We start from the raw sequence: 20273 nt of genomic DNA, 5'->3' as shown, positions 1-20273 counted from the left end.
GCGCAGGTTTACTGCGCCATCGGCTCAATCCGGGTGACGCCGACGGCGGCGGCGCGGGCCAGCTCTTCGTCCAGAGACATCGGGATATACTCACCGCGGCGCCAAAGCTGGGCCATATCATCATAGAAGCGCGACAGGAAATGGCCGGACTGGCCAGTTGAGATGATGAACACCGAGCTGTCAGGATCGGCAAAGTCATAGACCCCACGATAGCCAGCCGCGTGCACGTTGAGATAGGGGTTTTCCCCTGTGCCACTTGTTTTGCCACGTTGCAGTGTGTTGTCGCCGCCCGAGGTGGATTGGCGGATGTTCACAAAGAAACGCAGCAGGGGCACCTCTCCAAGCGCCTGATGGTCATGGGTGGCCTGATGGACATCGCCCCAGCGCAGGGATTCCAGCTGTTGGCCGTAGCGTTCTTCGATCGTGATGAGCGCATCATCGAGCGCAAGTTTGGCCATATCGGCGCAGGTTTCCTGTGGTGCGCTTTGGCGGATGTCACACCATGCTGCGGCGCCATCAACATCGCGGAACACCCGTTCAATGAACAGCGGTTCCACATGGGTGAACTCACTGGCGAGCGGGCCGAGATCATCATGGATCAGCCGGTCTTGCAGGGCGCGCACCCATGCGGCGTAGATCAGGGGCTCTGGCAGGTGCTCGTTCATTTCGCCGTTCCATTCTGACAGCAATGCAAGCGCGCGTTGGCGCTGGCGGTCGCGGCTGCCTTCGGGAGCGGCTTCGGTGGTGTACCACAGCTCTGCACCAATCAGAGGCAGGAGCGAGCGTGCGGAAAAGCTGACGGTGTCGAGCTGTGCCTCGATAAAGCTGTCACGCGTATGAACGCGGCGGCCCTGCATCAGGCGCTGCCAACGTTGGATGCGCTGGCTGTCACCCCAGAGATAAGAGACATGCTCTGGGAAGGGGCGGTCGATTAGCTTGTTGTTGGTGTTGCCGACAATGCCACCAGCTGGCGCTATGAACGCGGGGTTGTCAGCGGGATCAAACACGCCCTGCCAGCGGTTCTCTGAACGCCAGCCAAGCGAAGGCAGGCGGCCCCGGCTTTGGTGTGCGTTGTCACGGCGCGGCAAAGCGCCGATCAGAGCCATGGCGATGTTGTCTTTGTCTGCCAGGGTGAGCGTGAGGCCGGGGGCCACATGCTGTTGTGTGACCTCAATTGCGCGGCTTACGGAATCAGCAAACATCAGATCCATCAGCGCGGTGGTTGAGCGGTCATTTGGGCTGAGCGCGGTCCAGCGTAGGGCGGCGACATGGCCCGGAGGTGTGATGGCGGCAAGATTGAAATCACTGCCGGGCAGCACAGGGCCGTTTTCCGTCCAGCGCAGGGTCAGTGTGACCGGGCTGTGATCTTTGATGGTGATGATGGATTTGCGGGTTTCGAACGGTTTGAACCCGTCCGGGGTGCGGTAGCGCTCTGCGTTATTGGGATCGAGCTCTTCGATGTAGAGATCCTGATCATCGACATAGGCGGCGGTGATGCCCCAGCCCAGTGCCTCGCTGCGGCCTGACAGCACCACGGGAATGCCCGGAATGGTGGCGCCGATCACGCCGCCGCTTTGCAACTCCAGACGGGCGAGATACCAGATCGACGGTGCGGTCAGGCCGAGGTGTGGATCATTGGCCAGTAGGGTGCCGCCTGAGGCGCTGCGGCTGGGGGCAGCGGCCCAAGCATTTGAAGCCCCTGACAACGCTGGTGTTTTGAATGGGGACAGCGGGTCTGCGGGCAGCGGTTTGCTTGCGGCATAGCGCGGCGCGCCGGGCACAAGACTGGCGTATTCCGGCAGTGCGGCCACACCTGTGCCGGGGGCGTCGGGCAGAATATCTGACAGGCGGTTGATGTCATTCAGCGCAAGGGAGGTGCGTGCCCGCAGCACTTCGGATTGCATCTGCCCTGTGAGTTGCAGTGCCATCAGTTTTTGCAGCGCGATGGTGTCTGCAGGCTGCCAGGGGGCGAAGGCTTGTTTGAAGAGGAACAGTTCGGGGGCACCCCGGCCCAGAGCCTCGCGATTGACCTCGTCAATGCGGGCGTTCACGCCACGGGCGTAGGCCTGCAAAGCAGCGAGCACTTCGAGATCTTGAGATGACACGGATTGGCGCGCCGCACCTGCGAGATCAAGGCGGCGCATAAGTTTGTCGATATCAACGGTGCGTGGGCCAAAGACCTCTGACAGCCGGCCTTGGGCTGTGCGTCGCATGGTGAGCATTTGCCAGAGGCGGTCCTGCGCATGGGCATAGCCAAGGCCGAAGAACACATCCTCGTCCGTTTCGCCAAAGATATGCGGCACATTGGCGTTGTTGCGCACGATTTCGAGCGGCGCGTTCACCCCATCGGCCGTGATCGTTTTATCATAGTCTGGCAGACTGCGCGAGGCGAGGAAATACACGAGCGTCACCGCCAATACGGTGAGAATCACCAAGCCACTGGCGATCCGCAAAAGCCACCTAAAAAATACCGCCATTGGTCTGCCTCTTATAGTCCTTGCCTTCTGCTTGCGCAGGCGAGACAAGTATTACGACGAATAAAAGCAAGGGGAAAGCCAATGGCAAAAGTTGCGTTTTTGGGCTTGGGAGTGATGGGGTATCCGATGGCGGGATATCTGGTGAAAGCAGGCCATGAGGTGACGGTTTACAACCGCACTACGGCCAAGGCGGAAGCCTGGGCGAAAGAGTATGGCGCAGGGTTTGCCGCAACGCCGAAAGAGGCCGCCGCGGGCGCAGAATTTGTCATGTGCTGCGTTGGCAATGATGATGATCTGCGCGCGGTCTGCCTTGGCGAGGATGGGGCCTTTGCAGGGATGGCTGCGGGCAGCACCTTTGTGGACCACACCACGGTGTCTGCCAAAGTGACGGCGGAGCTTTACGCCGCGGGCAAAGCAGCCGGTATCGCCTTTGTCGACGCGCCCGTGTCTGGCGGTCAGGCGGGGGCGGAAAACGGTATTCTGTCGATCATGTGTGGCGGTGATCAGGCGGCCTATGATGCGGCGGAGCCGATGATGCAGGCCTATGGACGTTCGATCAAACGGCTGGGCGAAAGCGGGGCTGGTCAGCTGACCAAAATGGTCAATCAGATCTGTATTGCCGGTTTGGTGCAGGGGCTGTCTGAAGGGCTGCATTTTGCGGAAAAAGCCGGGCTGGATGGCCGCGCGGTGGTCGATGTGATCGCGGGCGGTGCGGCGGGCAGCTGGCAGATGCAAAACCGCTATGAAACCATGATTGACGATGAATTTGACCACGGTTTCGCGGTGAACTGGATGCGCAAAGATCTGGGCATTGTTCTGTCGACAGGCGATGAGATTGGCGCGAGCCTGCCCGTGACCGCGCTGGTTGATCAGTTTTACAAAGACGTGCAGAAACTGGGCGGCGGGCGTTGGGATACCTCCAGCCTGATCAAGCGTTTGCGCGCGTTGGACTGAGACAAAGAAAAAGCGCGGGTTTGATGGCCCGCGCTTTGAATTCTCAGGTTTTGCCGCAGCTCAAGGAATGATGCGGTTGTATTTGATGCCTTCGAGCGTCGCGCCAATTTTCAGGCCGGCCTGACCAAAGATCACGGCGATCACCGGGGCGAGCAGGTTGGTGGTTTCGGCGCTCAGGTTGCCGCCTTCGTTGGCGACCACATATTGTGCGCCTGCACCGGCGGCCCAGCCACTGGAACTGCGGAAATCTGCCAAGGCACCTTCGGTCATGAAGAACAGAACATGGGCGTGCTGTTGCGCGCCGATCTGTAGGCCAACGCTGCCTTTGGTGGCGGAGTAGTAATCCACGGTCACATCGTTGACGCGCAGCGCACCGCGCCCGTAGCCGCCGCCAAAGCCAAAGCCGGCCTCGGTCACCAGTGGCATCACCAGAATGCCTGCTGCCTTGTCACGCAGATCGGTGGTGTTGGGATATTCGTTGTAAAGGTAGCTCAGGGTGGAATCTACGCGCGCGTCAATTTCAGAAGCGCCGTTGGAGCCTACACCGTTGCCACATGCAGCAGTGACGCCCGCGGCAGCGAGGCCGGTGAGCGCGAAACCGCGTCGGGTGAGATTGGTCATGGTTTTAGCCTGTGTTTGTTGAAGTCTGCTCAGTTCACCGGTTTTGGCCCGGCTTTCCGCCAATATAGACGAGTGGTGCCGCCCTGTCACTAGATCTGCAGGGGGCTACCTGATTTTGCGGGCCACTTCTGGGGCGAAATAGGTCAAAATACCGTCACACCCGGCGCGTTTGAAGGCCATAAGGCTCTCGACCATCGCGCGGTCACCGTCAATCCATCCGTTTTGGGCGGCAGCCTGGATCATCGCGTATTCGCCGGAAACCTGATAGGCAAAGGTGGGCACGCCAAAGCCATCTTTCACGCGACGGCAGATGTCGAGATATGGCATGCCAGGTTTGACCATCACCATATCCGCGCCTTCATCGAGATCGCGGGCGACAAGGCGCAGGGCTTCATCAGAATTGGCTGGATCCATCTGGTAGGTGGATTTGTCGCCCTTGAGCGCACCGGACGCGCCAACCGCATCGCGGAATGGGCCGTAAAAGGCGGAGGCATATTTGGCGGCGTAGCTCATCAGCATGACATTGTGGTGCCCGCCGGCCTCCAGCGCTGTGCGGATCGCGCCGATGCGGCCATCCATCATGTCAGATGGGCCAATGATGTCCGCGCCTGCTTCGGCCTGAGACAGGGCTTGCTTGACGAGCGCCTCGACTGTTGCGTCGTTGAGGATCTCCCCGTCTTTCCAAAAGCCGTCGTGGCCGTGGATGTTGTAGGGATCAAGCGCCACATCAGTCATGATTGCGATTTCAGGGACAGCCGCCTTGATCGCACGTGTGGCCCGGTTGGAAAGATTGTTTGGGTTCCAAGCCTCGGCGCAGTCCTCGGTTTTGAGCGCAGGGTCGGTGTAGGGAAACAGGCAGATCACTGGAATGCCAAGATCTGCTGCCTCTCGCGCGGCTTCAACAATTTTGTCAACGGAGCGGCGGACCACGCCTGGCATGGAGGCAACGGGTTCTTCGACCCCTTCGCCATCGCGCACAAACACAGGCCAGATCAGATCATCCACAGTCAGCGTGTTTTCGCGTACAAGACCGCGCACAGCGGCAGATTGGCGGGTGCGGCGCAGGCGTGCGGCAGGGAAAGCAGCAGGGGAAATGGGCATGTTTGGCTCCAGCTTATGTTGCCCTGTTAGGTGCCATGGAAATTCCCTTATCTCAAGGCTAGGAATTGCCGCAGTGGCAGGGTATGTCGGTTAAAAATTTAAAGGGCAGTGTGACCTTTGGACCTGAGCCATACCGTACTAGAACTCATCGACTTCCGAAGTTTTTCAAATCTTTGGTACTGGATTGCGATTGCCGTTGTTTGGTCGTCTGCCAGCCATTGGGTGCTGGGGGTGCCTTGGGATCTGGCCTTACGCGCAAAACGCAAGGGTGGGCAGCTTGAAAAGGACTTTCAAGCGCTGGTGGCCATCAACGTAAACCGCATCCTGTATACTGTTGATATCGCTGGCATGTGGTTGGTTGGTATTGTGAGCTTTGTTTTGACCGGGCTGGCGGTGATGGGCTTTGGGTATTCGGTGGAATTTGCGCAGGCGGTGTTTTTGATCGCATTGCCGATGAGTTTTGTCGGTGCCATGAGCGTGCGCACATCGCGACACATCCAAGGCAGTGATCTGGAAGGCGATGGGCTGCGTAAGCGTTTGGCACGCCATAGGCTCGGCGTTCAGGTCATTGGGATGATTTCTATTTTTGTGACCTCGCTGTGGGGCATGTATCAGAACCTTGTGGTGTCACCTCTGGGTTAATGTTTGGGCGTATGCCTTTGAAAATGTGAGAAAAGAGTGATGAACGACGCGCAGCACATTTCCGTTGGTGGGGCGCCAGAAGGCTTTGACGCACAGCTCATTCTAAATGAGGTGGCCAAGCGGGGCGGCCCTGTGATCCATGTGGCGCGCGACGACAAGCGCATGGTAGCCACAAAGGCGGCGCTGAACTTTTTTCAACCGGATATGCCGGTCATTGTCTTTCCGGGCTGGGACTGCTTGCCCTATGACCGTGTGTCGCCCAATGCCGATATTTCCGCGACGCGTATGGCGACGCTTGCGGGGCTCGTGCATGGTATGCCTGAGCGCTTTGTTCTGCTCACGACACTCAATGCGGCCACCCAACGTGTGCCTGCACGCCATGTGCTGAAAGAGGCCGCGTTTAGGGCGCAGGTAGATGCACGTGTGGATGAAGAGGCGTTGCGCAACTTCCTCGTGCGTATGGGATTTTCGCAAGCGCCTACGGTGATGGAGCCAGGCGACTATGCCATTCGTGGCGGCATCATTGATATCTATCCGCCCGGTGACAGCGGACCGGTGCGGCTTGATTTCTTTGGCGATGTGCTGGACGGCGCGCGCCGGTTTGATCCCGTGACGCAGCGCACCACAGAAAAGCTGGATGCGATTGAACTTGCCCCGGTCAGTGAGGTCATTCTGGATGAGGCGGCGATCACGCGGTTCCGGCAGAATTACCGTATCGAGTTTGGTGCAGCGGGCACGGATGATCCGCTTTATGAAGCGATCAGCGCGGGGCGCAAACATCAGGGTGTAGAGCACTGGCTGCCGTTTTTCCACGCAGAGCTGGAAACCCTGTTTGACTATCTGCCTGATGCGTCAATTTCCGTTGATGATCAAACGGATGCAGCGCGTCTTGCACGTTGGGAAGCGATTGCCGATCAGTATGAAACCCGTCAGCACGCGATGGCCCAGAAGGCGCGGATGGACACGGTTTACAAACCTGTACCGCCGGGATTGTTGTATCTGGATGATGCGGCCTGGGAGAGGGCGGTCGCGGGGCGTCGTATGTTGCACTTCGCAGCTCTGCCGCAGGCTTCCGGGCCGGGCACCATTGATGCTGGTGGCCGTATTGGGCGCAATTTCTCGCCTGAGCGCCAACAGGAAAACATAAGCCTTTTCGGGGTCTTGGCGGATCATATTAACAAGAAGTTACCGGCTGGACCGGTGGTGGTTGCGAGCTATTCGGAAGGCGCGCGCGAACGTCTTAGCGGTTTGATCGAAGACGAGGGCCTTGCGGAAACCATTCTGGTGAAAGACGCAAGCCGGATCGGCAAGACCGGGTTGTATCTTGTGGTCTGGGCGCTGGAACACGGGTTTGAAACGCCGGGTATGACGGTGATTTCTGAGCAGGACGTGCTGGGGGATCGCCTGATCCGCGCGCCGCGCAAAAAGAAACGTGCTGAGAACTTCCTGACCGAAACACAATCGTTGAGCCCCGGCGATCTGGTGGTGCATGTGGACCACGGGATTGGGCGCTATCACGGGCTTGAGGTGGTCACAGCGGCAGGGGCCGCGCATGAGTGCATCTTGCTGGAATATGCTGAGAGTGCAAAGCTTTACCTGCCTGTTGAAAACATCGAGTTGCTTTCCAAATACGGCCATGACGAGGGCTTGCTGGATCGGCTTGGGGGCGGCGCATGGCAGGCCAAGAAAGCCAAACTGAAAGAGCGCATCCGTGAAATGGCGGATCGGTTGATCCGGGTGGCGGCAGAGCGGGAATTGCGCTCCGCCCCTGTGCTGGAAGTGCAGCATCATGCGTGGGAAGAGTTTTCGGCGCGATTCCCGTATCAGGAGACCGATGATCAGCTGCGTGCGATTGGTGACGTGATTGACGATCTGGCCTCTGGTCGCCCGATGGACCGGCTGGTCTGTGGCGATGTGGGCTTTGGCAAAACCGAAGTGGCGATGCGGGCGGCCTTTGTGGCGGCGATGTCAGGCCAGCAGGTTGCGGTGATTGCGCCAACCACACTTTTGGCGCGTCAGCATGCCAAGGGGTTTGCTGAGAGGTTCCGTGGATTTCCTTTGGAAGTCAGAGCCTTGTCACGCTTTGTTTCGGCCAAAGAAGCCGAAAAGACCCGCGATGGCATGGCCCATGGCACGGTGGATATCGTGGTGGGCACCCATGCGTTGCTGGCCAAGAACACGCGGTTCAAGAACCTTGGGCTGCTGATCATTGATGAAGAGCAACATTTTGGTGTGGCGCATAAAGAGCGGCTGAAACAGATGCGCAGTGATGTGCATGTGCTGACGCTGACCGCGACGCCGATCCCACGGACCCTGCAGTTGAGCCTGTCAGGTGTGCGGGATCTGTCGATCATTGGCACGCCGCCCGTGGATCGTCTGGCGATCCGGACCTATGTGAGCAGCTTCGATGCGGTGACCGTGCGCGAGGCGCTGCTGCGCGAGCATTATCGCGGCGGTCAGAGCTTCTATGTGGTGCCACGGGTGAGCGATTTGCCGGAAATCGAAGAGTTTTTGCGCGATCATGTGCCAGAGGTGAGTGTTGTCACCGCCCATGGGCAGATGGCAGCGGGTGAACTCGATGACCGGATGAACGCCTTTTATGACGGTAAATATGATGTGCTGTTGGCGACCACGATTGTGGAAAGCGGGTTGGATATTCCAACCGCAAACACGATGATCGTCCATCGCGCCGATATGTTTGGTCTGGCGCAGCTGTACCAGATCCGGGGACGGGTCGGGCGCTCCAAAACGCGAGCTTATGCTTATCTGACCACCAAACCACGGGCAAAGCTGACACCGGCTGCGGAGAAACGTCTGCGGGTGCTTGGCTCGCTGGATACGCTGGGGGCGGGCTTTACGCTGGCCTCGCAAGACCTTGATATTCGCGGCGCGGGGAACCTGCTGGGGGAAGAGCAATCGGGGCAGATGCGTGATGTGGGCTATGAGTTGTATCAGTCGATGCTTGAGGAGGCGATTGCCAAGATCAAGGCAGGTGAGTTGGAAGGGTTGAGCGATGAGGATGACCAATGGGCGCCGCAGATCAATCTGGGCGTGCCTGTGTTGATCCCGGAAGATTATGTGCCGGATCTGGACGTGCGTCTTGGACTGTATCGCCGCCTGAGCGGGTTGCAGGGCAAGGTGGAGCTTGAGGGATTTGCCGCGGAACTGATCGACCGGTTTGGGAAATTGCCCAAGGAGGTCAACACACTGCTGCTGATCGTGCGCATCAAGGAGATGTGCAAGAAGGCCGGGATTGCCAAGCTGGATGGTGGGCCAAAAGGCGCGACGATTCAGTTCCACAATGACAAATTTGCCTCGCCGCAGGGGTTGGTGGAGTTCATTCAGGATCAGAAGGGGCTGGCCAAGGTTAAAGACAACAAGATTGTTGTGCGACGTGATTGGGCGAAATCCTCTGACAAGATCAAAGGCGCTTTTGCGATTGCCCGTGATCTGGCCCAGAAGGTTGTGAACGAGAAAAAACGCGCAAAGGCGAAGGCTGCGAAGTAGTCAGGGGCGCTGCCTACCTCGTGCTTTTGGGCGCCTTTGAAAGCGGTTCAGTCGAGCCGCAGGCGCAGGGCTGCGTAGAACAAGAGGATCAGGCAGAGCGCAGCTGCGATCAGGAAGGGCGCGCGCAGGGCGAGTTCTCGCGGGAAAGGGCCTTCGAGCAGGGCAACGGTGGCGCCGCCCGCAAGCGCACCCAAAGGCATGCTGCCCCAGCCAAAGAAGCGGTAGATGCTGTTGACGCGACCAAGCAAGGCTGTTGGGATGCGGCGCTGGCGCCATGACACGGTGATCACGTTCCAGAGCATGGCACAGGCCATCACGCCAAAGAGGGCAAGCGCCATTGCGATGCTGCTGGTGCTGAGCCCAATGGTGCCATAGCCGATGCCCCAGCCTGCAATGGAGAGATAGAGGCAGATCCCAATGCCTAAGTGGCGTGTGATCCACGGGGCAAGCAGGCTGCCGGTGATTGCGCCAAGGGCCGCCACGGAGAGCACAACCCCGTAGTGAGAGGCTGACAGGTTGAGCACGTCTTGTGCAAAAAGCGTTTGCACCGTCAATGTGGCCATGGCGATGAAATTGGCACAGCCGAGCACGATAGCGAGACGCAGCAGCACCGGGTCTGTGCGCATGAAGGCGATGCCTTCTTTCAATGCAGTGAGGAATTTTTGCTTGGGCACACTGCGCGGTGCCAATGAAATCAGCCAGACCAGCCCGGCTGCGAGCACCAGCGCGGCGATATCGAGGCCAAAGGGCAGGGCGATGGAGGAGGCAATCAGCAGCCCGGCCAAGGGTGGGCCGATGAATTGACCGGTGAGTTGTTCGATGCTCCACATCTGGCCGTTGGCGGTTTCCAGATCTCCGGGGCTGACAATATCAGGCAGAAGCGTTTGCGCTGCGTTGTCGCGCATCACTTCGGCAGAGCCGAGCAGAAAAGCCAGACCGGCAAGCAGCCAGATCGCACCTGCAGCAGGCGGGGTGAGCGCGAGCCAGAGAATGGCTGCCACCAGGGCCGCACGCAATAGATCCGCGCGTGCAATCAGTTTGCGGCGGTCAATCTGATCGGCAATCACCCCTGCGGGCAGGGCAAACAGCAGCCAAGGCAGACGGCCTGCCGCGGCGACGCAGGCGATGGCAAATGGGTCTTTCGTGAGCAATGTCGCCAGCCAGGGCAATGCCAGAACAACAACGCCATCGCCAAGATTGGTCAATGCGCCTGAGGCAAAGAGCAGGCGGTAATTGTGATTGCGGATCAGAAGGGGTGTTTGCATGGCGCAACTCTTTCACAGTGTACGCCCAACTGCAATTTTTACGTGTGTTACGCGGGCTGCGCTTCAAGTCGGCGCATGTGTAGCATCATTGCAAAGCTGACGACCGCAAGTGCAAAGAGGGCGATTGCCATGGGGAACGGGGTGCCGTCAAAGGCAAGGCCGATTGGGGTGGCCAGCAAGCCGCCGAGGATGGTGGAGATCGCGCCCATGACAGAGGCCGCAGTGCCGGCCATATGCCCAAGCGGTTCCATCGCCATGGCATTGAGATTTCCAATGGTCATGCCAATGGTGAAAAACACCCCGGATTGCCAGATGACAAAGGCTGTGAACTGAATGCTGAGATCAGGTGTTGTGCTTGCCGCGATCATCACCAGCGCAAACACAGCCTGTGCTGCGATGGCCACGGTGACCAGATAGCGCATCCCCAATACCATGACGAGTTTTGCATTTATGAAACTGGCGGAGCCAGAAAACAGGGCAATGGCGGCGAACCAGATTGGGAATTGATCTGCGCGGTCAAAAGTTTGGGCGTAGATTGGCTGCACAGAGCTGATCATGGCAAACAGCGCGGCAAAGATCAGGGACTGCACCAGCATGGAGGTGCGCACGGCAGGAATGGCCCACATTTCGCGCACGCCAGACATCAGATTGGCAAAGCTGAAAGGGCGGCGATTTTCGACGGCCAGCGGTTCTGGCAAGCGCAGGCCCACCCACAGCATGGAAATCACAGAAAAGACGATGAAGGCGGCAAAAATTCCGCGCCATGACGACAGATCAATGATCAGGGCCCCCATGGCTGGCGCGATTGCTGGCACCAGTGTGAAGATCATCATGGAAAATGACATAATGCGCGCCATTTCCCGGCCAGCAAAGAGATCTCGCACAATGGCCAGAGTGGCAATGCGCGGTCCAGCGGCGCCGACACCCTGAAAAAAGCGCGCAAGCAGCACGAGCTCCAAGGTCTGGCTTTGCCAGCCGATGAAAGCACATAGGGAAAACAGCAGAGCGCCACCGATCAGAACAGGCTTGCGACCAAAGCGATCAGATAGAGGGCCTGTGAAAAACGTGCCAAGCCCCATACCCATCACAAAGGAGGTGATGATGAGCGTGGCCCGTGTTGGGGCGTCGGGGCTCAGCTCCGCGGCGATTTCCGGCAATGCGGGCAACATGGCATCAATGGAAAAGGCAATGGTGGAAAACATCATAGCGCAGAGCGCGATGAATTCGACCTGCGTCATGGGCAGATTGTCTTTGGTCATGACAGGCTCCATTGCCGTTTGCGCGATGCGGGACTGCAGCCAGACCGCAAGCGCGGTACTGCGAGACATGCTGGCCCACACCAGTTGGGGTGTTGTGCTTGACTGTGCCGGGCAGCACTAATGGGCTGCGGACTTGGCGCAGCTTACTCCGGTGTTGGGAGGGTCACAAGCGGAAAGGTGAACGACTATTCAGCCGCTGTTTGCGCCTTCAGATCGGCAATCACTTTGAGCCAGAGTTCGACAGGCTGGGCACCCGGAACCGCGTGTTGGTTGGCCACAATGAAGGTGGGTACAGAATTCACACCCATTTTGCGGCTGTGGGCACCGCGGGCGCGGATGTCTTCGACATCGGCGTCGGACTCCAGCAGTTTGCGCACAACGGCGGCGTCCATCCCGGCGCTGTCGGCAATATCTGCCAGAACATCAATGTCGCCAATGTCGCGGCCTTCGTTGAAATAGGCGGCAAAGAGCGCATCCACCACCGCGTTTTGTTTTTGCTCAATCCCGGCCCAGTGGATCAGGCGGTGGGCGTTGATCGTGTTGGGGGTTCGCTTCATCGCGGCAAAATCGATTTCCAGCCCTTCGTCGCGGGCGTGTTGTTCGATTTCGCCATAGACGCGCACGGCATTTTCTTTGCCGCCAAACTTGGTTTCCAGATATTCGCGGCGGTCCATGCCAGCGGCGGGCATATCCGGGTTGAGCTGGAAAGGGTGCCATTCGATGACAAACGGGTGGTCTTCGACCTCTGACAGGGCTTTCTCAAGGCGGGTCTTGCCGATGTAGCACCACGGGCAGATCGGGTCAGAGATGATGTCGAGTTTGATCATGGTTTGGCCTTGAGGGTTTGTGCGTTAATTTCTGCGCGCAGGGCGCGGCGGTTGAGTTTGCCGTTTGCATTGGTGGGCAGAACGGGCAGGCGGATGTAGAGCCTTGGCTGCTTGTAGCGCGCCAGGCGGGCGGCCGCAAAGGCTTTCAGATCGGCCTCCACGAGATCGTGATCGGCGGTATAGAAGGCGGCAATGACACGGGTGTCGGCTTTGAGTTCCACGTCAGTGACGGCAATGGTGTTGAGATCCGGGTGGGTGGCGAGCGCGGTTTCGACCTCCAGCGGGGAGAGGCGAAAGCCGCCGGCGTTCATCATATCATCGGCCCGACCCATGTAGGTAATGTGGCCCTGTGCATCCATGGCGCCGAGATCGCCGGTGAGGAACCATTCTCCGTCAAAGCGCGCGGCGGTTTCTTCTGGGGCGTTGAAATAGCCGCGCATGAGGCCCGCGTCAGACTTGTGGATCGCAATCACACCCGCTGTGTTGAGCGGCGCAGGCTGGCCATCCTTGAGGATCGCGATGCGGCGGCCCGATTGGGGTTGGCCCAGTGTGCTGGCCGGGGCGGGGGCAGTTGGGCTGGCGGAGATGAAGGTGGAGCATTCCGACATGCCGAACGCCTCATACAGCGCGGTATCGGTGGCCTCCTGCCAGCGCTGGCGCAGAGGCTCTGAGAGTTTTTCGCCCGCGCAGAGCCCATGGCGCAGGGTCGGCAGCGCCGGGTCTTCGGGCGTGTCCAGCATTTTGCGGTACACCCCCGGCGCGGCGGCAAAAAGCGTCGCCTGATGCCGGTGCAGTAGGTTTGGCAGGGCTGCCGGTGGTGTGTCTGCTTCGGGGATGAGGGCGGTGGCGCCGATGGTCCAGGGATCCATAAGGCCGGTGCCAAGGGTGAAGGTCCAGTTGAAGGCTCCGGCATGCAAGAGGCGGTCATCTTCGTGCAGGCCGTACCAGCCTTCAAACATCATCTGGCGCGCCCAGATGGCGCGGTGGGCATGGATCACCGCTCGCGGTTGGCCCGAGGTGCCGGAGGTGTAGATGATGTAAGCTGGGCGGTTGGGATCTCCCAAAGCAAAAGTAGCGGGGGGCAGGCTGCGCATGGCGTGCAGTTCTGCGGTTGAGATGTTTTTGGCCGTTGCGGTCTCAGCGGTAGCGACGGCTGGGTCATGCAGAACGGCCGCTGGGGCGAGTGTGTCGATGATGCGGGCGACCTCGGGGACGGTCAGTTGCGCGGAGGTTGGCACCGGGATCAGGCCGACCGCAATGGCCGCGAGATAGGCAATGGGGAAGTCCACGGTGTTGCCTAGCCGCATAAGGAGAAGGTCACCGGGTTTGAGACCTGCCTTCAGAAGACCTGTCGCCGTGCCGAGAATGGCAGATTTCAGAGCGCCGTAGGTCCAGACGTGCGCGCCCGTTTGAGAGAGCACTTCCAGCGCGGGTTTCTCTGAAAGCGCGTCGGCATGGCGCAGCACATGCGCGGCCATGTTGAACGTCTGGGGGCAGGCCGCAGGCGGGCCCTGATCAAAGAGCGATATGGTCAGCGGTGTCATAGGGATGGGGTAAGCAGCCCGGGAGCGCAGTGCAAGTGCGACGTGGCGGTTGCAGGCAAGGGGGCAGGCAGGCTAGAAGCGCCCCTATGACAGCAAAAGACCCCAAATCGCTCATCCGTATTGCCCGTGAAAATGGCGAGCAGGACCATGTGGAACCGCTTGACCTTGGCCAGCGCGTGCGCGAATTGCGCAAGGCGCGCAATTGGACCTTGGAACAGGCGGCCAATCAGGCGGGGCTGGCGCGTTCCACGCTTTCCAAGATTGAAAACGGGCAGATGTCGCCGACCTATGACGCGGTGAAGAAGCTTGCGGTGGGACTGGAGATCTCCGTGCCGCAGCTGTTCACCGCGCCGCAGAAAGATCAGATTACGGGCCGCATGTCGGTGGTGAAATTTGGCGAGGGTGCGCAGCAGGTCACAACAACTTATGAGCATGAGCTGCTTGCCGAGGGGCTGCGCAAGAAAGCGATGCTGCCCTATCGCGCCCGTGTGCGGGCGCGCTCGATGGACGAATTTGACGGCTGGGTGCGCCATGACGGCGAAGAGTTTCTCTATGTGCTGACCGGGGTGATCAAGCTCTACACAGAGTATTATGAACCGGTGGAAATGCGCCGGGGCGACAGTGCCTATTACGATGGTGCGATGGGCCACAATGTGGTGTCTGTGAGTGACGAGGACGCGACGATCCTGTGGGTGACATCGCTGGTGTAATGATGTTGCGACTGCGGATTGACGGGTAAGGCGTGAGGTTCACCAGAGCAAAACCGCTTTGCGCCTGACCCACCCGCTGTCTGATCCAGTCCTGACCACTCTGCCTTCGGCCTCAAGGCAAATAACCGTCTCCCCACCAAAGGCGGGGCCCCTCGGCGATTTGCCTTGCGCCTGAGCGACAGAGCAGCCTTTTGGATTTCAGACAGGGGTGGCTCCGGAGCAAAGCTTTTGGCCCACGGGACGCCCCGTGACATGGCGGCGGCTTCAGCAGTCAGCCTTGATGTTGAGCGTCTGATCATCACCGCCAAGCGAGAAGGTGGCTTTCTTGTTGTAAGCCGGGTCAAATTCAACCCAAGAACAGCGGCTGTCGCCTGCGAGCAGTGTTTTGGCATAGGAGATGCGCTGCTCAAGCGGCAAGGTTGGCGCGGCTTTGCATAGGCGTTGGCGAATGGCCTCAACCGTGCAGACATGCAATGTGCCATCCTCAGACTTGTAGGGGTTGCTGCCATAAATGATGCGCATGGTGTTCATGTCGAGGCCGAGGCGTTTGGCTTCGGCTTTCAGATCCGCTTGCGTGACGCCGTTTGCGGGGCTGAAACCTGCATAGCTGAAGGTGAAAAGCAGTGGCGTGAGGGGGCCAGTGTTGGCCACTTCCTCATTTCTGAGCGCGATGTAGCGCACGTCAAAATCGCCCATACGTGTGGCTTTTGAATTGAAGCTTCTGCCCGTGGAGTCGCATGCCGCAAGCACAGAAAACACTGCGACAGGCAGGAGGTATTTGAGCAAAGGTCTATATCGGTGCTGCCGCTGAATCATTTTGGCTTTTTAAGCCTTTGGCGCAGCGGGGGCAACTTTTGAGTTAGATTTCAGAGAGCTAGACCGAAGTGGCGCTTGGATCTGAGTTAGCTTTTGCTGCGCAGGGCGACTTCCAGATCTCCATATCCCGTGTAGCGCCGCTCAAAGGCGAGGCCGAGGCGGTCGGCGCAGACTTTGGCCTTTTCTGTCAGCTCAGGATCATCGGTCTGCGCCTGATAGACCAGTTTTTCATAGTTGCCGAAATACATGTCGCGCAGTTCCGGGTGGCGGTCGAGCCCCATGGGTTTGATGACAAAGGCGTCAAACTGGCGAACGAGAAAGTCGGTGAGGTAGAAGGCGGTGAATTCGTCTTCTGCAATTTCTGCGAACCGGGTATTGCCCTCAAAGAAGCTGTAGCAATGGGGGCCCGCGATCATTTCGACGCCGAGGTCCTGACAGGTTTGTTCGAGCTGGCCACCGGTGCCGCAATCGGCGTAGACCACAAAGATCTGGCTGTGGGTGTTGCGATGTTTGGCGACAGCTTCGCGCACGGCTGGGGCAATTTTCTCTGGCTGCACATGGTAGATCGCAGGCAGGCAGGTGAGATCCATATGCGACCATTGATTGAGCTTGATCAGGTCGAGAATTTCACGCGCCAGTGCGCCGCAAGCCAGCAGCAGAACACGGCCGGTATCGCCCGTTGGCGCGAGGCCGGTTGTTGTGAGTGTTGTGTCATCTGGGAGGGGACTTGGCGTTTTCATGGCTGGGTCACGGTTTGATCAGGTGAATGGCAAAACGTCCCGGCAGCAGCGGCGCCGGTCCGTAGGATTGTAGGATGTCGCAGCGCCAGCCGATGGCCTCAAGCGCGGCTTTGGTGGCCTGAGGCGCGCGGCGGGTTTGATGGTGGGTGACCCAGTCGATGCGATCGGCGACCTGGGTTTCGATGCGGCGGGAGAGCCGACAGCCGCCCACGGTGACTTCGACGCGCACCGCCCAGTCATCGCCGCTGTGATGCGCTGCTTGTGGCAGACAGCGGTGGCCGATCACGTCTGCCAGCACAAGGCCGCCCGATGGCAGCGCGTCAAAGGCGGTCTGCGCAAAGGGGACAAGTGTGTCATGGCCGGTGGCCGGATCGATGTAACTGAGCACTTCGCCAAGGCAGGTGATGGCCGTTGTGCCTGCGGGAACACTTGCGTTTGCGGCGTTGCCCTCGCACACATCAAGACCACGCTGACGTGCGCGCGCGACAAAAGCCGGAGAAAGATCAATGCCCGCGCCCATCACGCCACGTGAGCGTGCTGCGTCAAGCCAAGCGCCGTCGCCACATCCGACATCAAACAGCTTTGGCGGCGTTGGGCCGTGTTGGAGGGTTTCGGCGAGCCAATCGAAGGCCTGCGCAAAAGTTGCAGTGAAGCCTTCGGCGTGAATGCGGGCAAGATCAGGAGAATAAAGACCAGACATAGCTTCACTTTATCGCAGTTTGCGGCTCACCCAACCGACTTCTTCACAGTTTTGGTTGATCATCGCGATCATTGAGCGCGCATTGTTTTCAGAGATACCCAGTTACAAAAAGGCCCGCCTAAGAAGGCGGGCCAGGTCCGCTCGCGCGGTGGGAGTGTTATTCGGGGTTAGCCTGCAGCCATTTGATTGTGCTTGCGGGCCACAAAGTCCTTTGCCATTTCCACGGCGACAGCTGCGTCACGGCAGTATCCGTCTGCACCGATGGCTTTGCCGAACTCTTCGTTCAGGGGCGCGCCGCCAACCAGAACGATGTATTCGTCACGCAGGCCTTGCTCGACCATCGTGTCGATCACGACCTTCATGTAGGGCATGGTGGTGGTCAGCAGAGCGGACATGCCGAGGATGTCTGGTTTGTGCTCTTCCAGAGCTTCGATGTAGTTTTCAACCGGGTTGTTGATGCCCAGATCGACCACTTCGAAGCCTGCGCCTTCCATCATCATGGAAACGAGGTTTTTGCCGATGTCGTGGATGTCGCCTTTTACGGTGCCAATCACCATGGAACCCATGCGCGGTGCGCCGGTTTCTGCCAGCAGCGGTTTGAGGATGGACATGCCACCTTTCATCGCATTGGCTGCGAGAAGCACTTCCGGCACAAACAGGATGCCGTCACGGAAGTCTGCGCCGACGATGGTCATGCCACCCACCAGCGCTTCGGTCAGGATGCGGTAGGGGGCCCAGCCGCGCTCCAGAAGGATGTTCACGCCTTCTTCGATTTCCTCTTTGAGGCCATCGTAAAGGTCGTCAAACATCTGTTGGACAAGCTCTTCGTCGTCCAGCTCGGACAGGATGATGTCTTCTTCTTCTGACATGCGCGTTTTCCCATACCTTGGCGCGGCCCATGTGCGGGCGGCAGTTGTTCATTGTGTTAATAGATGTCGGACTTTTTGCTTCGACAGACTGTCTGATTAACGACATAGCCAAGGCCGCGTGCGACGTGTAGGCAGAAAAACCTATGCGGCGATGAAAGTTTTTCATCCAGATCATGGGTTTTGTTGCATTTGTTCTCTATTTGTTCTATCTATTGCCGATGTCAGAGGATTTTTTGCCCAAAATCGACCGTGATCGCCGGCGTGCACGCGGTGCTGTGAGCAATCATGCGAGCCGGTTTGAGACCCAGCGTGAAGACATAAATGACGGCTGGGATATAGAAGAGGTGCGTGACCGTTTTCTGACCGACGTGCGCGAGGAACGCCCGCGCAGTGTGATAACGCGCAATCAGTCCCCTGATATTTCGTTTGATCGGTCGCTCAATCCGTATCGCGGGTGTGAGCATGGCTGCATCTACTGCTTTGCGCGCCCGACCCATGCGTATCTGGGGCTGTCGCCGGGATTGGATTTTGAAACCAAGTTGGTGGCGCGGCCGAAGGCGGCTGATGTGCTTGAAAAAGAGTTGAGCCGACGGGGCTATCGAGCCGATGTGCTGGCGATTGGGACCAATACGGATCCGTATCAGCCGATTGAGCGGCGCTATCGGGTGATGCGAGCGGTTTTGGAGGTGCTGGAGCGGTTCAATCATCCTGTGGCGATTGTGACCAAAGGCACATTGATTGAGCGCGACATCGACATTCTGGCGCGAATGGCCGCGAAAGGGCTGGCGCAGGTGGGGATTTCGCTGACCACCATGGACGCAGACCTGTCACGGGCGATGGAGCCGCGCTGCCCTTTGCCGGGGCGGCGTGTCGACACAATTCGAAAACTCAGTGCGGCCGGTGTGCCTGTGCGGGTGATGGTATCGCCGGTGGTGCCCGGACTGAGTGATCATGAGGTAGAGCAGCTGTTGCAGGCGGGGGCAGAGGCGGGCGCACAGGCGGCGAGCTGGGTCATGCTGCGGCTGCCACGCGAGGTGGCGCCTCTGTTTGTGGAATGGCTTGAGGAGGCCTATCCGGGACGCGCGGCCAAAGTGATGGCGCGGGTGCGAGAAATGCATGATGGCGCAGCTTATTCGGCGGAGTGGGGCAAACGTATGCGTGGCGAGGGGGTCTATGCGCAGATGATTGCGCAACGGTTTGAAGCGGCGCGCAAACGCTTTGGTTTGGGCAAAGATCTTACAAAGTTGCGGACAGATCTGTTTGAGGTGCCGCTGGCGCGGGATGGGCAGCTGGCCTTGTTTTAAAATGCAGACTGCGCGTTCTCTGCTTTTGGAGATGTGGCGGCTTTGGTCAAGCGGTGTTGCCGCTCTGTGATCCCTGCGGACGATGCGCTTTTTCTGCCTTTCTGAGATTTGTGCTATGGTGAGAACGGCGTTGATGTGACGCTCTTTGTTTTTTGTATTGTGTGAAAAGGAGTACTTCCATGACTCCAAGTGAATGGACCAAGGTCCAAAAGCGATTGATTTTATTAGGCTTCAATCCAGGTCCGGTGGACGGCATTCGCGGCAGGATGACCATCGGTGCGATCAAGAATTTCCAACGGTCTCAGGGGCTCGTGCCGGATGGCATCGTTGGCCCCCTGACCTATGAAGCGCTGTTTGGCGAGGCCACGGGCGCCTCCGTGCCCAGTTTTGACACTTTGCCCTGGTTTGATGAAGCCAACAGGCTGATGGGCACAAGAGAGGTGGCAGGATCGGGAAACAATCCTGCCATCATGCGATGGGCTGATGATCTGGATATCGACTATGAGGGCGATGACGTTGCCTGGTGCGGCCTGTTTGTGGCCCATTGTATCGGCTCAACGATGCCGTCTGAGCCTTTGCCAAATTCCCCACTTGGGGCGCGCAAGTGGCTGGGATTTGGCGAGGTGTGTGAGCCACAGTTGGGAGCGGTGATTGTGTTCTGGCGGGAGAGCCGTGCGTCCTGGAAAGGGCATGTGGGCTTTTTTGCGGGCGAAGACAGTCGCGGTGTCCACTGTCTGGGTGGCAATCAGAGCAACGCGGTGAACATAAAACGCTTCCCACGGGATCGTATTCTGGGCACGCGGTGGCCGCTGACGGGGCCGTCCCAGAGCGGCATCACGTTTGGCGGTGCGCGGGGCGTGGGCGATACCGATGGAGATGAGTCCTAAAGCGCGGATCGCCTTAGAAAAAGCCCGGCCAAAATGACCGGGCTTTTTGC

At 58.9% G+C, this 20273-nt stretch carries 17 protein-coding genes; 6 read left to right on the top strand and 11 right to left on the bottom strand.

Annotated features, from left to right (window positions below):
* Positions 1-8 precede the first annotated feature (8 nt).
* Positions 9-2477 (bottom strand): penicillin acylase family protein, encoded by a 2469-nt coding sequence (locus PJL69_RS04160; protein ID WP_271308520.1) that lies wholly within the window; start codon positions 2475-2477, stop codon positions 9-11.
* 81 nt (positions 2478-2558) lie between these two features.
* Here PJL69_RS04160 and PJL69_RS04155 point away from each other — a divergent pair, with 81 nt between their 5' ends.
* On the top strand, positions 2559-3431 hold the full coding sequence (locus tag PJL69_RS04155; protein ID WP_271308519.1) for an NAD(P)-dependent oxidoreductase: 873 nt from the start codon (positions 2559-2561) through the stop codon (positions 3429-3431).
* Positions 3432-3491: 60 nt separating this feature from the next.
* Here PJL69_RS04155 and PJL69_RS04150 read toward each other — a convergent pair whose 3' ends face one another.
* Positions 3492-4052 carry a YSC84-related protein gene (locus PJL69_RS04150; protein WP_271308518.1) on the bottom strand — a complete coding sequence of 187 codons (561 nt, stop codon included), beginning with the start codon at positions 4050-4052 and terminating at the stop codon, positions 3492-3494.
* A gap of 105 nt (positions 4053-4157) precedes the next feature.
* Positions 4158-5153 carry a porphobilinogen synthase gene (hemB, locus tag PJL69_RS04145; protein WP_271308517.1) on the bottom strand — a complete coding sequence of 332 codons (996 nt, stop codon included), beginning with the start codon at positions 5151-5153 and terminating at the stop codon, positions 4158-4160.
* A gap of 117 nt (positions 5154-5270) precedes the next feature.
* Here hemB and PJL69_RS04140 point away from each other — a divergent pair, with 117 nt between their 5' ends.
* Together PJL69_RS04140 and mfd are read left to right on the top strand one after the other, a co-directional pair.
* Positions 5271-5795, top strand: coding sequence for a component of SufBCD complex (locus PJL69_RS04140; protein WP_271308516.1), 525 nt, complete (start codon positions 5271-5273; stop codon positions 5793-5795).
* 39 nt (positions 5796-5834) lie between these two features.
* Positions 5835-9302, top strand: a complete 3468-nt coding sequence (gene mfd / locus PJL69_RS04135; RefSeq protein WP_271308515.1) for a transcription-repair coupling factor — start codon at positions 5835-5837, stop codon at positions 9300-9302.
* Between the two features lie 47 nt (positions 9303-9349).
* Here mfd and PJL69_RS04130 read toward each other — a convergent pair whose 3' ends face one another.
* The 4 genes from PJL69_RS04130 to PJL69_RS04115 form a co-directional block, all read right to left on the bottom strand.
* Complete coding sequence (locus PJL69_RS04130) at positions 9350-10567, bottom strand: MFS transporter (protein ID WP_271308514.1); 1218 nt, start codon at positions 10565-10567, stop codon at positions 9350-9352.
* Positions 10568-10614: 47 nt separating this feature from the next.
* A complete protein-coding gene (locus PJL69_RS04125) occupies positions 10615-11895 on the bottom strand; it encodes a multidrug effflux MFS transporter (RefSeq protein ID WP_333781863.1) in 1281 nt (426 codons plus the stop codon).
* A gap of 116 nt (positions 11896-12011) precedes the next feature.
* Positions 12012-12653 (bottom strand): DsbA family oxidoreductase, encoded by a 642-nt coding sequence (locus PJL69_RS04120; protein ID WP_271308513.1) that lies wholly within the window; start codon positions 12651-12653, stop codon positions 12012-12014.
* Complete coding sequence (locus tag PJL69_RS04115) at positions 12650-14197, bottom strand: class I adenylate-forming enzyme family protein (RefSeq protein WP_271308512.1); 1548 nt, start codon at positions 14195-14197, stop codon at positions 12650-12652. The genes PJL69_RS04120 and PJL69_RS04115 overlap by 4 nt, the downstream gene beginning before the upstream one ends.
* Before the next feature lie 86 nt (positions 14198-14283).
* On the opposite strand from PJL69_RS04115, the gene PJL69_RS04110 reads away from it, so the two are divergent.
* Entirely contained in the window at positions 14284-14907 is a 624-nt protein-coding gene (locus tag PJL69_RS04110; protein WP_271308511.1) for a helix-turn-helix domain-containing protein, read from the top strand.
* Positions 14908-15171: 264 nt separating this feature from the next.
* On the opposite strand, the gene PJL69_RS04105 is transcribed toward PJL69_RS04110, so the two are convergent.
* From PJL69_RS04105 to PJL69_RS04090, 4 genes are all read right to left on the bottom strand, one after another.
* Positions 15172-15603 carry a hypothetical protein gene (locus PJL69_RS04105; protein ID WP_271308510.1) on the bottom strand — a complete coding sequence of 144 codons (432 nt, stop codon included), beginning with the start codon at positions 15601-15603 and terminating at the stop codon, positions 15172-15174.
* A gap of 206 nt (positions 15604-15809) precedes the next feature.
* Positions 15810-16463 carry a DUF1638 domain-containing protein gene (locus PJL69_RS04100; protein ID WP_271308509.1) on the bottom strand — a complete coding sequence of 218 codons (654 nt, stop codon included), beginning with the start codon at positions 16461-16463 and terminating at the stop codon, positions 15810-15812.
* Positions 16464-16470: 7 nt separating this feature from the next.
* Positions 16471-17163 (bottom strand): methyltransferase domain-containing protein, encoded by a 693-nt coding sequence (locus PJL69_RS04095; protein WP_271308508.1) that lies wholly within the window; start codon positions 17161-17163, stop codon positions 16471-16473.
* A 167-nt stretch (positions 17164-17330) separates the two neighbouring features.
* The gene (locus PJL69_RS04090; protein WP_271308507.1) at positions 17331-18032 is read right to left on the bottom strand and encodes a corrinoid protein; all 702 of its coding nucleotides are present in this window, start codon (positions 18030-18032) and stop codon (positions 17331-17333) included.
* A 218-nt stretch (positions 18033-18250) separates the two neighbouring features.
* Here PJL69_RS04090 and PJL69_RS04085 point away from each other — a divergent pair, with 218 nt between their 5' ends.
* Positions 18251-19336, top strand: a complete 1086-nt coding sequence (locus PJL69_RS04085; RefSeq protein WP_271308975.1) for a PA0069 family radical SAM protein — start codon at positions 18251-18253, stop codon at positions 19334-19336.
* A gap of 179 nt (positions 19337-19515) precedes the next feature.
* A complete protein-coding gene (locus PJL69_RS04080) occupies positions 19516-20223 on the top strand; it encodes an NlpC/P60 family protein (RefSeq protein ID WP_271308506.1) in 708 nt (235 codons plus the stop codon).
* The last annotated feature ends 50 nt before the right edge of the window (positions 20224-20273 follow it).

It is taken from the genome of Shimia sp. MMG029 (assembly GCF_027947445.1).
Taxonomy (GTDB): domain Bacteria; phylum Pseudomonadota; class Alphaproteobacteria; order Rhodobacterales; family Rhodobacteraceae; genus Shimia.
This window is presented reverse-complemented; position numbering and strand designations above follow the sequence as displayed.